We start from the raw sequence: 14,733 nt of genomic DNA on the forward strand, positions 1-14,733 counted from the left end.
CGGCGAAGCTGCCTTGTTTCTGAATCAGCAACGGGCTTTCGGGCTGGTTCGTGCAGGCGCTCAACAGGCTCAGCAGAGTGATGACCGGCAGGGTTTTGGCAGGCTTCATGTCATTTCACCGAAGCCGCGAGGGCCTGGGTCAGCGCCGTGTTGGCCCGCTCGACGGTCTGCGCATCGCCGTGCTTTTTCAATTGCTCGGTGACTTGGCGCAACTGCGCCGCGCTGAGCCCCACGCGCAGGCTCGCCAGCATGTGCGAGCGCAATTGCGGTTCCACCCCCGGCGTCGCCGCCAGTGCCCCGACCGTCGCCAGTTCGCGGCTTTGCCAGTCGAGGTTGTCACGCTCGAAGATGTCGCCGAACAGGTGGGTTTGCAGGAACCGGTTGATCACCGGTGCGAACTCGAACACCGGGCCTTTGACCGGGGCGCCGGAAATCTTCGTCTGATTGGCGGTGCCAGCCGCCAGAAGTTCATCGCCGACTGGAATCGCCCGGTTTGGCTCACGCCCCGGCGCATCCTCGATGCCGCGTTGTTTGCGCGCTTGCACCACGGACATCAACTCATTCAACGCATTGAGGCTGCGCGGGAAGCCGACGTAGGCGTAGAGCTGCACGAGAATTTCCCGTGCCTCGCTGACGGTCAGACCTGCGTCGAGTCCCTGGTTGAGCGCCACGTTGAGATTGGGCATGTCGCTGGTCGCCATGAACGCGGCGATCAGGGGAATCGCCTGCTGTTTCTTCGACAGTGTGTCGATGCTGGCTTGTGCGCTGGAAATGTCTTGCGGCGTCGCTGGATCGTATTGCGCCTGTGAGACTTTCTCGGCCCAGGTGACCGTCTTGCCGTCCTCGGCTTCAGCAATCGCAATGTGCGTCATGCCGGTGCTCGCTGTGGCGCCATGCCAGTGACGGGTGAGCGGGGGGATCCAGACAATGTCGCCCGGTCGGATTTCCCGACGCGGCCCGCCTTCTTGCTGCACGTAGCCAACCCCGGCAGTGACGATCAGCGTTTGCCCCAATGGATGGGTGTGCCACGCGGTGCGTGCGCCGGGCTCGAAGGTCACTGTGCCGCCGCCGACACGCGCCGGCAGATCGCCCTTGAACAGGCCGTCCACGCGCACTGTGCCGGTGAAGTTTTCGGGTGCGCCCTGGATAGAAGGTTGGGAGCCTTTCGGGGTAATGCGGATTTCACTGGCGGCTGGGGCTTCTGCGCTGATGAGCGATAAGGCAACGAATGGCGCGATCAGTCGGTTCATCGGCCGACCCTCGCCTTGAGCGCTTCGGGATAGCGTTCGCCTTCGATGTGGATCTGCGCCAGTGCCGTATCAATCGCCTTGAGTTCGCTGGCATCGAGCGTGATGTCAGCGCCACCCAGGTTTTCTTCCAGACGATGCAGTTTGGTAGTACCGGGAATCGGCACAATCCACGGTGCCTGCGCGAGCAGCCAGGCCAATGCGATCTGCGCCGGTGTCGCTTGTTTCTGCGCGGCGATCTGGCGGATCAACACCACCAGCCCCTGATTGGCCTGCAACGCCGACTGGCTGAAGCGCGGGACGATGCTGCGAAAGTCATCACTGCCGTAAGTGGTTTCGGCAGACACGGTGCCGGTGAGGAAACCCTTGCCCAGCGGACTGAACGGCACGAAGCCGATGCCCAACTCCCATAGCGTCGGCAGAATTTCCTGCTCGGGCTCGCGCCACCACAACGAATATTCGCTTTGCAGCGCCGTGACCGGTTGCACGGCATGGGCGCGCCGGATGGTTTGCGCACCGGCCTCCGACAGACCGAAATGTTTGACCTTGCCTTCGCCAATCAGCGCTTTCACCACACCGGCCACGTCCTCGATCGGCACCTCCGGATCGACCCGGTGCTGGTAGAGCAAATCGATGTAATCGGTCTTCAGCCGGCGCAACGAACCCTCAACGGCGATCCGGATGTGCTCGGGGCGGCTGTTGAGAATCTGCTGTTTATTGTCGTCGCCGAAGGTAAAGCCGAACTTGGTGGCGATGACCACCTGATCGCGGACCGGCGCCAGCGCTTCGCCCACCACTTGCTCATTCAGGTAAGGGCCGTAGACCTCGGCGGTATCAAAGAACGTCACGCCTTGATCCACCGCTGAGCGGATCACGGAAATGGCTTGTCGAGTATCGGTGGCGGGGCCGTAGCCGTGGCTCAGACCCATGCAGCCAAAACCCAGGGCTGACACGGTGAGTGAGCTGTTGCCGAGTGTTCGCTGATGCATTCTGATCTCCCGTCGTTTGGCGTTGGGAGAACAGTAAGCGAGCGCGGGAGAGGGGACTAGACGGGTAAATCGGCAAGGGTTTATGAGGTGCTTTCATCAATCCCACTCGACACTCTCGCCAATGGTCTGAGAAAGTACCGTTCACACACGCCACGGAGATCACAAAGGATTTCATGCCATGGATTGCTTCCCCACGCTGTACACCAGCCGCCTGATCCTCACACCGCTGCAACTGTCCGATGCGGCGGCGGTACAGCAGTTGTTCCCGCAATGGGAGGTTGTTCGGTATCTGGATAGCCGCGTCCCATGGCCCTATCCGCCGGATGGGGGACTGGTTTACGTGCGCGATATCGCTCTACCTGCCATGGCTGCGGGACAAGAGTGGCACTGGATGATTCGCACGCGCGCTCAACCCGAGCGCAGCATCGGTAGCATCAGCCTGTATGACCAGCCTGGCAACAACAGAGGCTTCTGGCTCGCTCCGCAATATCAGGGCAAAGGTTACATGCGCGAAGCCTGCAAGGTCGTCAGTGCTTACTGGTTCGAAACATTGTCACGCCCGGTCATGCAGGTGCCCAAGGCTGCCGCCAACCTCGGCTCGCGCAAGGTTTCCCAGCATGAAGGCATGCGCATGATCGGCACGCGGGACGGGAATTTTGTCTGCGGGGCCATGCAGGTTGAAGTATGGGAGATGACACGAAGCGAGTGGCTCACCGCAAGGGGTGAAGCCTGACCTGCTTTTACGGCAATGCGAGCGACAGCCTTTTTCGGCCATTGGCAGACGTTCTGCGAGTGGCTGTTAACGACTGTGGATGCATCCGGTCGGTGCAACGGACTGGCGGAATCGTTCAGCGTTGTATTGGCGCGAGTGGCCCCACGAACATCACCTTTAGTCGATCCCGTCCAATGACTCGTGCCAGCTCTGCAATGACGCAATACATGAATATCAACGTAATGAGCAATATTTGCACGGCCCAGAACCGAGGCCAGTTCATCGAGGACCACAGCAGGGAGTTTGCCTCCATGAAACCGTGGGCTTCCTTCCAGTAGTCGTACAGTCTCTCCAGGTAATGAACGATCAGCGCGACCAGGGCGTACATGAGTGTCTTCCAGATGACATTCCAGATCAGCGGCTTATCGGGAAAACGGTTGATGAAAGGCAGCATGTCCGCGACCAACACAGACTTGCCGAGTATGAGGGACGCGATCAGCACAGAGGCTGAAAGCGGGAGATCAACCCCCGAGCCCTTGATCATGAGCGAACGAATGAGCGCAACGATGTGCAATATGACGAAAAAGAAAACGGTGGGCGGAAGAACCTTCATGAACTCATGTTTGATCTTGTGCATTACCGTGCTCATGTCGGCGCCCTTTAGTTGAAAAACGGGATGCATAGAGCCTAGCCCTCTCAGGAGGTTTCGCATTTCTGAGCGTTTAAAAAGGTGGGTCGTCGAGGTTTTGCCTGGATCGGTACGACGAGTCCGCAATCGCATCATGTACCTGTTTGCGGCTATTGATGGTTCTCTGACCACCGTTCAGGTTTGGTCTGGATCTGGAATTGACTCGCCTGCTATAACTCCGGAACGAACCGGCCACAGGTCGGCAGTCTTCAAGACTCAATAGACAATCGCTGCTGTTTTTTCATTGCGGCTTTACCAGGGAACGGGGAGATATCAATGACGCGCATCGCTTCGGCAGCGGATTTGTGGGAGAGCCTGTGCAAGAGCGCCGGGCTGGAACTTCGATTAAAGGGTGGAGGCGCCGGTAGGGATATCGATGTCGAAGATGCGGTGAGAAAAGCACTGGGCGTACCTGTCGGTACGTCTTCACTGGCCGACTGGTTGGCGGCGGACGCTGCTTCATCCTGCCCGCAGGTGAGTACAGAGCAGTTGTTGGTCGAGGTGTTGAAGAGCCAGGTCGGATTCGCCTCGATGATGCAGGATATCCTTGATGTCCTGATTCTGGCCGAGACCCGCGAGTCGAGGCATCAACTCAGTGTCGAGTTCAAGTTCGACAAAGTGAGTGACCCGATCAAGGCTACGCTGGAGCAGTTCAGGGAAACGGTGCAGCGAACGCAGCGCATTCTGGAGAGGCGTCCGAAGCTTCCCGACCGCGAGATTATGTTTTCAATTTCGATGGCCTTGAGGGAGAAAATCACCGGTTTTCCTATAAACAAGCCAGACAACTTTCCTCCTGTCCCTGTGATAGCTCAAACCGGTCAAGCCGAAATCGATGCCCAGATGAGACTCTTGACTCGGCTGGTATCTGCCTTCAGAGAGCTTTGGCTGCAGCACGGAAAAAACCGGGATGAAGTGTTGGGCGCAGCTAATGCATTGAACAATCCCCACTCGATTTTTTTAGTTTGGGATCTGCCCGGGCAGTTGTACGCCGCAAGCGATTTTTGGGACATCGGCATGATCGCGGGCATGCAGGACCTGGCAAGTCAGGTGAAGTCAGGGCAAATGGCCGAAGAGACGGTACTCAAGACTCTGAATGACGCAGTCGAAAAGTTAGAGTGGGGAGATGTCTGGGTCGAGCACACAATCCAGGAATTACTGGATCTGCTGAACCTGCCAGTCTGGCGTCGGCGCCATGAGCTGTACTCCGTCTGGGTGGGAACACGCATGCTCAAGGTGATAAAAACTGCGGTTGCGGACATGCGTTTCCATACTGTCGATGGCGTTCTTTCCTTCGAGTTTGGTGGCAGCCGCGTGGCCTCTTTCAACTGTGACAACAAGCAGTTCGACGTGTGGGCAGAGCTGCGCTCCGCTCTGGTGGGGAAGAGCTCGAAACGCTCGAAGGGCATACAACCCGATTTTCGTGTCCTGAAGGTGAACCTGTTGCAGTCGGCCGGCGCGCAGACGACCTACGTCCTCGAGTGCAAACACTATCTCAATGCCAGTACGACGAACTTCACCCAGGCCGCCAGTGACTACGCCCGCAGTTGTCCGAATGCTGTGGTGCACATCGTCAATCATGGGCCCGCAGATAATTCGGTACTGACGGCCGTGCTGCCTACCGAACTGCAGGCCCGAGCGAAATTCATTGGCGACGCGACGCCCAAACAGGAAACCGAGACGGGAGCGTTGAGCGCCGAGATCCGCAATACGTTGTTTCCTGGTCTGCCGCAACCTGTTGTCAGCGCCGTGGTGCCGACATCCGACAACACCGCGTTGGCTACAGACATTGTGTGCAGCGTGCAGTTGGTGTGGGACGCCAGCTTGAAAGACATGGATCTCGCGCTGCGAGTTGTCAATCCGGACGGGAGCGTTACCGAGTCCATCGACTTTCGAAACCATGGTGCTCTCGATGCGCTTCCTTACGCTCGTTTTGAGGAGGACGTACGCTCAGGGCCCGGGTCGGAGCGTATCGAGATCAGTCGCTGGTATTTCAGTCGCTACGAATTGATCGCGACCAACTATTCCAAGGCAGGGCAGATGACGCCTCAAGCGTTGCACTGCAACATCGAGACGGCTCAGGGAACGGCGGTGTATTACCCAAACGCTATATCAGCGGTGGGCAATGAGTGGAAAATCGCCGAGTTACACGTCAACGACGGTGTGGCCACCGTCGTTCCGTGTCGCTGATCATGTAGAGTTGGCGCGGTTTTTCGATGCTACACAACGTCGAACTCAACCCATGTTCGACGTTGATCCCCGCCGTTACCGACCGCGCCCACCCGAACTGCGTGGATGGACCCGGAGGGTGCATCGAAGGGCGCCTGACCAGCCAGCAGTTTCGGATTATCGGCCCGAACGACGCGCGGACCGCACTTGGCATCAAGTGCTGCCATGAGTGAGTGGTAGGGCATTTCGCCCCATTTCACATTTTTTGCATCGTCCTCGTTGGTGGGGATGAAGGCCGTTAGGTCCTGGCTCGTCATCAGCTCCAGCCCTTTGGCTTTGGCCGTCGCGTTTTCGCTGCCGTGATGACCCACCTTGTAATAGACGGTCCTGTTCAGCAGGTCCGTGCCGGTCACGGTGGTCTCGTCCGCCATTGTCCAGTTTGCGTCTTGCCAGCTCAGCCAGTTGCCGATCTGCGCATCGGCTGCGAAGAGAAAAACGCGCCCGGTGTCGACGATCTCGAAGGCGAGTACAAGACTGGTGTTGTTGGTCTTGTTGTCGAGCTGCATCGCCAGCGAGCCGGCAGCGCTCATCCAGTCGAAGTCGATCCTGCGCCAGGCCTGATCGGTCTCGTTGGCGTCGGTGGTTTTCACGCGTTTTCTGGAGGCTATGAGCGGTGCGCGTTCGCTTGGGCCGTAGTAGTGAGCTTGCGCGAAAGCGGCTACGGAGTTGCGTGCCTTGCCCGACTGCTGCACTTCGGCGAGCGGGGTGCCCTGACTCGGATCGAAAGGGGCGGTCAGGTCAGTGAAGTCGCTGCCTGTTGCAGCCGCAGAAAATGCGCTTGAAAGCGTCTCGGCAACGCGCAGCCCATTTTCATCGCTTGCCATCTGATAGCGCTCGCCAACCCGATCCACGATATTGAAGTATTCAGGTTTTCGCGACGGTGCCAGCACGTACGCCCGTACCGCAGGCATGCCGGGAATGTCGATGGGGGCCTGGCCGGGCTCCAGGTATTTGATGCCTTTGCTGGCGAGGCGGCCAGCAGCATCACGCATGCCGCGTACCGTTTCGCCCTGGGCACCGAAGCTGAACGCCAAGAGTTCGTCGATGCCCTCACGCAGTGGCGCGGTAGCCTTTGCCGATTCAAGGTGTGCCACGCCGTGTAACTGTCGACTGGCGCCCGAGAGCGCGTTCAGGGCCTGTTGCTTGAACTTGTCCAGCTCTTGAGCATCAGGGTCCGTCGGCGATTCTGTCCAGGCCATCCACACTTCGTCGACCTTGATGTCGGCAAACCGTTTCGATGATTCCCTGAACGCTGATATGTGATCCGTGTGCTCGTGCGTCAGCACCACGACGTCGATTTTGCCTTTGGTTTGCGTGGCAATGTCGGCCACGATGTCATCGATGATTTGCGACCCGCCCTTGATAGACGTGTGAATCCCACAGTCGATGAGCATCCAGAAAGGCTCGCCGTTGTCTTTGTCGAAGCGCAGCAGATGACAATCACCAATGCCTTGGCAGTAATGACGGATAGTAAATCCCGGATGCTTATTGGGCATGGCCGAATCCTCCATTTGAAGCGTGCAGCAGCGCGAACGGTTCAACGGTTTCAGTCGCGAAATAGAGGGCCTGCAGAGCGCTCATGGAGCCGCTTGAGGCTTGTTGTCGTTGTCGGGCCAGACGGCTTTCGCTGCCGCTGTTCTTGACGATGGCGTAACGGACTTCGCAGGCGTTCTTGCGAGGATCCAGGATGAGTGTCGTGCCGCCCCGGAACCACATTTGCGGGCCGTTCGGATTATTCGGATCCACGGGAACCGGTCGGCGTTGCAGGATCGTTGCAACCACTTCGGTCTGAAACCCACCATCGGGCGTCACGCGGCGTGCCGGGCGCACGCTGGGCACATCGAACGTGGTTCCGCCGGGGGGCGCTGCCTGCTCCAGCACGCCATCGGCGGAGTACCTCGGTACACCGGGAAGCAGGCCGAACTCGACGTAGAGCTCAGGATTCTTTTTCAAAAGGTCGTTGAGCCGTGCCCACAGTTTCCAGCGATTGGTCTCGTTGAGCCTCTGGACTTCTTCTCTGTCAAGCTTCAGATCCCATCCGAAGTCGAGATCCTCCACCAGTTTTGCAAGCCAGTGGGGCCGGGGATCGGCGAGCGTGCCCCAGGCAAGCGATTCCTCGGATACCGTCCGGACGTCCCGAGGCAGCAGGTTGCGTTTTCGAAAGGCGTCCATGAAGGCGACGCGGTAGTGGAATCTGTCCACGGCGACCAGATCGATGTCCGCGGTGATGAGCGCCCGCAGATACTCGCCGAAAGTAATGTCCACAGCGGGACAGTAATCCAGCGCACGAATGCATATGCGCAGGACATGCCGCGCAGCCTTGCAGGTTTCCTCCGTCAGTCGCTCGACCAGATCGGGAGGGAGGGCGCCTTTGGGAAGGAGGCCGGTGCCATTCGTGGCAATACGGATGAGGTCTGCTGTACGGCGGTCGACAATGCTCAGAAACGCCTCGTAGACCGCCGATACCAGGATCGAACCTCGCGCATGCATCTCCATCTCGTCGGGATATTTGGGCTTCTCACCCTTGGCAAGATAGTCGCGCAGTGGTCCTCCACGGTTGGTCCCTTCGCCAAACTGCTTGGCCAGCGAACCCAACAGTTTGGCCGCGTCGAGAACACCGTGAGCCTGGCGCACTTGAAAGCGCACCAGCTCGGGAATCGAGAAGTGCTGGAAGAGCGCGACGATGTCGGCGAAGGCTTCGTGGAAGGCCGGCACGTCAGGGTTCGATGCATCCTGGAAACGCCGGTGCAGACCGTCCAGCAGCGCATGGGACATTTCATGGGCAATGATGTCGCTCGACAGGCATGAAAACACCATGGTGCCGCCGGGTGTGGCACCGGTCGGATCGGATTGGGACTGGAAGTAGCCGAACAGCAGCGCAACTTTGTCAGGGCTGTAATAGGCGTTGTCGGTGCGTAGCGCATGGGGATAGATTCGCAACCGACGCACTGTGTAGGCCTTGAGCTGCGACTGACCATTTGCGCCGGCGACGTTTGCCCATCGCGCGGCCCAGAGAACCCGCCGGCCAAGCGCTTCCTCGAAGTTCTTGATGGTCTTCATCGCGACGGCATACACCATCTGCTGATGGAATTCGGGATTGCCTTCGGAGGGCGGCCATCCATCTTGAGCCAACAGTTTTGGATCGTTCAGGTTCACCGGGTCGTAAAGGCGATCGGAGGCCGGGTCAATGTCGACAATCTCAAGGTATTCGCCAACCGGGCCAGGCTTGAGGTCTTCTTCCCAGGGAACAGAGATGACGGTCTGGTTGATATCGACAGAATCCAGTGTCTTGGCGATGGAAGGATCCAGTGCATACACCCGCAAGCGTCGCGGTGGCGTGGGCAGCATTTTAGCCTTGCGCTGGATTTGTGGTCTCGGCGTTACTGGCGCGGGGCTGGTATTGGCGACGGCCTGCCGACGACCAAGCTGTTGCTCCAGAAAGGCTTTCAACGGTGCCGAGGGATTGCCCGCATCCAGAGCCGCTTCGAGGTAACGGTTGAGCATGGCCGGCGCAATGCTGGTGGAGCCATCGCTGTCCGGGATCGCGTCATCCACCAACCGGTTTCGCTGGGCCATCTGTGTCAGCTCGAGCGCGAACATCTCGGCTGTCGCTGATGGCTGTCCTGAGGTAAGGCTGACGCCGCCGACACCAAAAATCATGTTGAGCCAGCCCCAACTGGGTTCCGCTGACGAGGTTTTTTGAAGGCTGCCGGCAGCAGCGGGCGCGATTTGCAGCGCTGCGTTGGCTTGCAACACGCCTCGACCGATCTTCTCGAACGTTTCATTTTTCCCCATGGCCGCCGTGGTTGGCAGCGCCGACTGGAACAATGCCGTTCGTGTAGCTTCTACGCGCATCCAGGGTTCGGGGTAAGCCGCGAGCGCCTGCGCGTTTTTGGCCATCCAGAGCGCCGCCGCAGCGGCCAGTTGCGGCGTTGCGGAGGAGGTGCCCGCGCCGTCCATGCTGACGAGCCGGGTACAGCCGAACTCCGCCCATGGCACGTTCGGCGTGAAGGCACCCATTGCTGTCGGCATCTTCGATGCGGGCCCGTAATTCCCTTGCATGGTGAACGGGCTGAGACCGGCATAGGCCCGACCGTCAGCCATTACACCGCAGGCTGCAAGGACGCGCTTGAAGCGGGCAGGGAATACGATGGAGCCGGGTGTGGGCGCCTTTGCATAATTGTTGCCCGCCGCGGTGACCATGAAGATGCCTTTGTCGTAGGCCAGGTTGACTGCATCGGCAAGCGCACGTGAGGTCAGGCCGCCCATGCTCATCGACAAGACATGCACGCCCTGGTCCACCGCATACTGGAAGCCCTGGACCATGGTGCTGGTGGAGAACCGCACCACCCAGTCCGCGATGCGTACTGGAATGACCGTTGCGAACGGTGCGCCGCCAATGAATCCGCCAATGCTTTGCGATGCGGGAACATTGTTGATCTGGTTGCCAGCCAGAAGGCTCAACGTGGCGTGACCATGGCCCTGATTGCGAACGGCCGTCCACCCGTTCGGCGTGCGATCGGTGGCGTCGTTGAGCCGACCCTGATCGCGAAAATTGCGCTGATTCTGCCGGTCCAGATTCAGCGGCAGGCTGGCGTGATTCGGGTCATAACCGGTGTCGAGGTGAGCGATCTTGATGGCCTGCTGGGCCGCCTGGCTGACACTGCTGCGCGCATTGCCAAGTTGCGAATGCTGACCCTGAAGATGCCAGTCGTTGCCAGCGTTGGAGGTGGCCTTATCGCCCGACTTGTCCTGAGGATGAAAGGTGCAGGCTGCCGCAGCCAGCGCTTGCGGGTTGTTTGACGTGTCGAGAAACCATTGCTGTTCGGCGTCCGGTTCGATGAACTCGATGTGCGCGCCACCCGTGGCGGCAAAGGCTGCGCCCTGGGCAAGCATTGCATGGGCGGCGTCCCAAGGATTCACCGTAGAAGGCAAGGCTGCCCGATACCAGGTTGAATCGTGGGTGGCGGCCAGGCCCGCTGCGCCGGGCAGGGCCGGTCGAGCGGGAATCTTCAGGATTTCCTCGAGGTCCGGTCCTCCGGCTGCTGCCGCAAGTCCTTGTTTTTGCGTTGGGTTTAAGCTCCCGCGGATCTTCACCAGCAGCGCCTGTCCCATCTCTCTTCTCCCTTGATGAGTGAACCGATCTGAATTGTTCTAGCCCATTTTGCCACTACTTCCAGTTTTGGAATCGACTGCGTTTTCCCGAAGCTGAAAAAACCAAAACGCCCAAGGTTCTGGCACGTTCTGAGCAATGCAGAACAGCCATGCAACCTTGGGCGTTTTACGTTTCAGTCGAGCCGATCGAACCCTAGAGATCAATCGCCCACGTCTGACTCACCAACTCCTTGCCGAAGCTCTGAATCGGTTCTTCCTCAACCAGCTCAAACCCCGCCCGCTGATACAGCCGGCGGGCGTCCACCAGATTGCTGGTGGTCCACAGGATCATCTTTTTGTAGCCGACATCACGGGCAAAGCGCAGGCACTCCTCGACCAGTCGGTTGCCGATCCCAAGGCCCCGTGCACTGGCATCGACGTAGAGCATGCGCAGTTTGGCGGTGGTTTCGTCGTGGCGGACGACGAACACCGAACCCACAACCTTGCCGTCCTTTTCCGCAATCCAGCAGCGCTCGCCGGTGGGGTCGAACTCGCGCAGGTATTTGGCGACGATCTCGGCCACCAGCGCTTCGAACTCCGAGTTCCAGCCGTATTCGCGGCTGTAGATTGCGGTCTGCTGATGCACCACCAGACCCATGTCGCCGGGTTGCGGATCGCGCAGCAGATAGGTCGTCGGCTGGCCGCCTTCAAGCAGTGCCTGGATCTGCTTCATGGACGCAATCAGTTGCAGTTGCTGCGGCTCGGCCAGGCGTTCGAGCAGGGTGATGACCTCTTGCCGGGAGGCTTGTTCAAGTGGGGCCAGGATCTCGCGGCCAAGATCGGTGATGTGCAACTGACTCGCGCGGGCGTCGGTGGCGGAGGGGACTTTCTGGATCAGGCCTTTTTTGTCGAAACCACTGACGATTCGGCTCATGTAGCCGGCGTCCAGGCTGAGCATCTGCCGCAGGTCGGCGCTGGTCAGGTCACCGCCGGACGCCAGTTCATAGAGGATGCGCAGTTCGGTCAGCGAGTAATCGCTTTGCAGCAGATGCTCCTGCAACACGCCGATCTGATGGGTGTAGAAACGGTTGAACTGGCGAACGATGTCGGCGCGGTCGGTGATTGTGGGCATGGCGGGTTGATCATATGTTTGCTTTAGGCAACTATATAGTTGCCCTAGGCAATCAAGTCAAATGAATTGCTTGATCCGATCAGCGCCTCGTATTCTCCCCGGCAAGGAATGTACCTCTCACAAGGAAAGCCCTATGGAATCGCCTGAAGTCGTGGAAACTGCTTTTTCGCAAGTCGCTGCACGTTTGCACAAGCGCCGTTTCGCGGTCACCAACAATGCTCAAGGACTTTCCGGTGCAGGCACGATTTTTTATTACGAGGTCGACGGCAATGCCATTTCCAGCACCTACCAAGGCGGACGGATTCGCATCGGCAATCAAGTCGGGCGCGTGACCGGACCGGATACATTCGAGCTGCTTTTTCAGTGTCTGACACTGGATGGCGAGCTGCTTGCCGGTTGGTCCCGTGGCACGGTCGGCGTCGATCATGACGGGCGCACTACGCTGGCCTTTGTGTGGGGCTGGTTGTCGGGGGCAACGGGAGGAGGTGAGTCGACTTACCTTGAGTTTGGTGGTTAGGACTCAAGCGCAAAGTCCTCCGGATCGAACCGCTCAGTCGTGTCCATTCGTATGCTTCTGAGGCTCACCGTTTCCAGGTGTGTTGCATAGAGCGATTCGGAAAAAAAGGTGATCAACAGGGAGCGTCGGCGCACGCCGCTGGCGTTCAGACTCCCGGCGTGGATCAGGTCGGCATCGAAGATCAGGATGTCGCCCGCGTTGCCCGTCAGTGGCACGGATCGGGACTCGTCAGTGAAGTCGAACGGGGGGGCGTTCGGTGCAGGGCGATGGCTGCCGGGGACAATGCGGGTTGCACCGTTTTCCGGGCCATAATCGTCGATATACACCAGCGCGTTGACGGTGTCGCCGGGGCGTTGCACCGACAAGTCACGGTGCAACTGTTGGTGGCCGCCATTGGCGAGCGGTTCGCGGCCCTCGACTTGAGAGAGGAAGAAGCGTTCGCCTATCAACTCTCCCACCACCGCCAGCAAGTGTGGCAATCGGCACACGGCCTGAACGGTGGCGTCAGTGTCCAGCTGCGAATGGCGCCAGTCGATGCCGCGGGGCACGGGCCATTCGCCGGACGGCTTCACGCCTGCATCGAAGACAGCGCGAAGCGTGTCCAGCCATGTCGGCGCAATTGCCTGGCGCAGCAGCACGTAGCCGTTTCGGTGGAGTTGTTCGCGGTCAGCCACAGACGCCCTCGGTTTTGTTGGCTAGCGCAGAGCGTAGACAAAAGCCTCAACGGTTGCGCCGTCGTCCAGTGTCACCTTGGTCAACACCCGCTGATATTCAGCCCCTTCAAACTCATCCAGCGCGGCCCAGTGCAGGTGGAAATTCTCGGAGGCGAACACGTAGCCTTCGATGACATCGCCATCCTCGGCAATCACCAGCCCGGGAAAGCCCATGGCCGCGCCCCATCCGGCCTGTGACAGGCGCCCCTTCAGCGAAGCAGCCTGCCATGTGCCGCCGATGTTCAGCATCACATGCTCATTCGGCCGGCCGGGGCCCAGGGTTCCATAAACGAAGAGACGTTCCACGATTGCTCCTGCCAGTTAAAAAGGGAGGGATCCTGACGTATGCGCGATGTGCAGGCAACACCGCGATCAGTTCTGCGTCGACCGGCTCAGAAACCCGTCGATCAAGGCCACCACCTGTTGCTGGATCGCCTCACGGGAACGCGCGCCGCCGTCCCCGCAAATGATGCCGTCGCCTGGTGAATCTGCTTCCAGCAGCGCCACGGCGCCGGGCTTGCACAAGGACATGAAGCTGAAATGGCTGGCGTCGCTGATCTCGACATATTGCGAGGTAGCCGAAGGCAGCCGCGTGGCGAGATTTGCCGATTCCAGTTGGGCGGGAAGGTCTTCAGACGGCACGCCCGCGCCGATCACCAGTGTCGGAGCCGCCAACGCGGCGAGGCTGGCGTCGGTCATCCCGCGTGACAGGCCAAGGTCCAGTGACACAATGGCGCTGACGCGTTTGTCGCTCAAGTCTGCGCTGATCCGGTTCTTCGCATCCGGCGTGTCGGCGACGTTGATCGTCTTGTAGACCGAGCAGCTGGCGAGTTTTTGATGGGCTGCGCAGTCCTGCGCAAAGCGTTCAGGGTCAAAACGTGTGCCGGCGATTTCCAGAGCGGTCCAGCCGCCGAGCGAATGGCCGGCGACTGCAATTCGCTCCTTCGAGACTTCGCCAAATTGCTCCGGTTGAGCGGTGACTGCATCGATCACACGGCTGATGTCGGCAGGTCGTTGCCACAACTGTGCAGCGGCTTTCGGACTGCGGTCATGAGTCGTAGTGCCGGGGTGATTGACCGCCGCGACGATGTAACCCTGACGGGCCAACGCACTGGCGAGCCACGCTTGATTGCTCCAGTTGCCCCTGAAACCGTGGGACAACACCAGCAATGGATGATCACCGGCCGTTGGCGGCGCCTCGCGCACCGCCGAAGTCCCGACGAACACCGCGTCGTCGGCAATCAATTGTGCGGGGGCGGAGGTTTTGGCGGGATACCAGACGACCATATCCAGCGGGCGTTCGCCGCGCGAATCCGCCAGCGTGGCGGAGCGGAAACCGATGGAGTTTTCGTCAGCGTTTGCGCTGGCCGAAAAGCAGATCAGAAGCAGGATACGGAAAGCGTTTTTCATTGTTT

At 59.5% G+C, this 14,733-nt stretch carries 12 protein-coding genes; 3 read left to right on the forward strand and 9 right to left on the reverse strand.

Annotation, left to right across the window (positions count from 1 at the left end):
* Positions 1-110: 110 nt before the first annotated feature.
* Both N8H71_RS01260 and N8H71_RS01265 read right to left on the reverse strand, forming a co-directional pair.
* Positions 111-1,250: a (R)-mandelonitrile lyase gene (locus tag N8H71_RS01260; protein WP_262192413.1), complete on the reverse strand. Its 1,140-nt coding sequence runs from the start codon at positions 1,248-1,250 to the stop codon at positions 111-113.
* A complete protein-coding gene (locus tag N8H71_RS01265) occupies positions 1,247-2,236 on the reverse strand; it encodes an aldo/keto reductase (protein ID WP_262192414.1) in 990 nt (329 codons plus the stop codon). Before N8H71_RS01265 ends, N8H71_RS01260 begins: the two co-directional genes overlap by 4 nt.
* Positions 2,237-2,414: 178 nt before the next feature.
* Between N8H71_RS01265 and N8H71_RS01270 the strand changes: the two genes are divergently transcribed.
* Positions 2,415-2,969: a GNAT family N-acetyltransferase gene (locus N8H71_RS01270; protein WP_262192415.1), complete on the forward strand. Its 555-nt coding sequence runs from the start codon at positions 2,415-2,417 to the stop codon at positions 2,967-2,969.
* A gap of 115 nt (positions 2,970-3,084) precedes the next feature.
* Here N8H71_RS01270 and N8H71_RS01275 read toward each other — a convergent pair whose 3' ends face one another.
* Positions 3,085-3,585, reverse strand: a complete 501-nt coding sequence (locus tag N8H71_RS01275; protein ID WP_262192416.1) for a hypothetical protein — start codon at positions 3,583-3,585, stop codon at positions 3,085-3,087.
* Between the two features lie 327 nt (positions 3,586-3,912).
* Between N8H71_RS01275 and N8H71_RS01280 the strand changes: the two genes are divergently transcribed.
* On the forward strand, positions 3,913-5,823 hold the full coding sequence (locus tag N8H71_RS01280; protein WP_262192417.1) for a hypothetical protein: 1,911 nt from the start codon (positions 3,913-3,915) through the stop codon (positions 5,821-5,823).
* A gap of 29 nt (positions 5,824-5,852) precedes the next feature.
* Here the strand turns inward: N8H71_RS01280 and N8H71_RS01285 are convergent, their stop codons facing one another.
* The 3 genes from N8H71_RS01285 to N8H71_RS01295 form a co-directional block, all read right to left on the reverse strand.
* Entirely contained in the window at positions 5,853-7,358 is a 1,506-nt protein-coding gene (locus tag N8H71_RS01285; protein WP_262192418.1) for an MBL fold metallo-hydrolase, read from the reverse strand.
* Complete coding sequence (locus tag N8H71_RS01290; RefSeq protein ID WP_262192419.1) at positions 7,348-10,977, reverse strand: S8 family serine peptidase; 3,630 nt, start codon at positions 10,975-10,977, stop codon at positions 7,348-7,350. Before N8H71_RS01290 ends, N8H71_RS01285 begins: the two co-directional genes overlap by 11 nt.
* 193 nt (positions 10,978-11,170) lie before the next feature.
* A complete protein-coding gene (locus N8H71_RS01295) occupies positions 11,171-12,088 on the reverse strand; it encodes a bifunctional helix-turn-helix transcriptional regulator/GNAT family N-acetyltransferase (RefSeq protein ID WP_262192420.1) in 918 nt (305 codons plus the stop codon).
* A 151-nt stretch (positions 12,089-12,239) separates the two neighbouring features.
* On the opposite strand from N8H71_RS01295, the gene N8H71_RS01300 reads away from it, so the two are divergent.
* Complete coding sequence (locus tag N8H71_RS01300; RefSeq protein ID WP_262192943.1) at positions 12,240-12,605, forward strand: hypothetical protein; 366 nt, start codon at positions 12,240-12,242, stop codon at positions 12,603-12,605.
* On the opposite strand, the gene N8H71_RS01305 is transcribed toward N8H71_RS01300, so the two are convergent.
* The 3 genes from N8H71_RS01305 to N8H71_RS01315 form a co-directional block, all read right to left on the reverse strand.
* Positions 12,602-13,279 carry a phytanoyl-CoA dioxygenase family protein gene (locus tag N8H71_RS01305; protein ID WP_262192421.1) on the reverse strand — a complete coding sequence of 226 codons (678 nt, stop codon included), beginning with the start codon at positions 13,277-13,279 and terminating at the stop codon, positions 12,602-12,604. The genes N8H71_RS01300 and N8H71_RS01305 overlap by 4 nt on opposite strands.
* A 21-nt stretch (positions 13,280-13,300) precedes the next feature.
* Positions 13,301-13,624 carry a gamma-glutamylcyclotransferase family protein gene (locus N8H71_RS01310; protein ID WP_262192422.1) on the reverse strand — a complete coding sequence of 108 codons (324 nt, stop codon included), beginning with the start codon at positions 13,622-13,624 and terminating at the stop codon, positions 13,301-13,303.
* Between the two features lie 66 nt (positions 13,625-13,690).
* On the reverse strand, positions 13,691-14,728 hold the full coding sequence (locus tag N8H71_RS01315; RefSeq protein WP_262192423.1) for an alpha/beta hydrolase family protein: 1,038 nt from the start codon (positions 14,726-14,728) through the stop codon (positions 13,691-13,693).
* Positions 14,729-14,733: the final 5 nt, after the last annotated feature.

The organism is Pseudomonas koreensis (genome assembly GCF_025447595.1).
Taxonomy (GTDB): Bacteria; Pseudomonadota; Gammaproteobacteria; order Pseudomonadales; family Pseudomonadaceae; genus Aquipseudomonas; species Aquipseudomonas koreensis_H.

Coding starts and splice junctions, on each gene's coding strand:
- N8H71_RS01260 (WP_262192413.1), bottom strand. CDS start 1,250: ATGAACCGACTGATCGCGCCATTCGTTGCCTTATCGCTCATCAGCGCA.
- N8H71_RS01265 (WP_262192414.1), bottom strand. CDS start 2,236: ATGCATCAGCGAACACTCGGCAACAGCTCACTCACCGTGTCAGCCCTG.
- N8H71_RS01270 (WP_262192415.1), top strand. CDS start 2,415: ATGGATTGCTTCCCCACGCTGTACACCAGCCGCCTGATCCTCACACCG.
- N8H71_RS01275 (WP_262192416.1), bottom strand. CDS start 3,585: ATGCACAAGATCAAACATGAGTTCATGAAGGTTCTTCCGCCCACCGTT.
- N8H71_RS01280 (WP_262192417.1), top strand. CDS start 3,913: ATGACGCGCATCGCTTCGGCAGCGGATTTGTGGGAGAGCCTGTGCAAG.
- N8H71_RS01285 (WP_262192418.1), bottom strand. CDS start 7,358: ATGCCCAATAAGCATCCGGGATTTACTATCCGTCATTACTGCCAAGGC.
- N8H71_RS01290 (WP_262192419.1), bottom strand. CDS start 10,977: ATGGGACAGGCGCTGCTGGTGAAGATCCGCGGGAGCTTAAACCCAACG.
- N8H71_RS01295 (WP_262192420.1), bottom strand. CDS start 12,088: ATGCCCACAATCACCGACCGCGCCGACATCGTTCGCCAGTTCAACCGT.
- N8H71_RS01315 (WP_262192423.1), bottom strand. CDS start 14,728: ATGAAAAACGCTTTCCGTATCCTGCTTCTGATCTGCTTTTCGGCCAGC.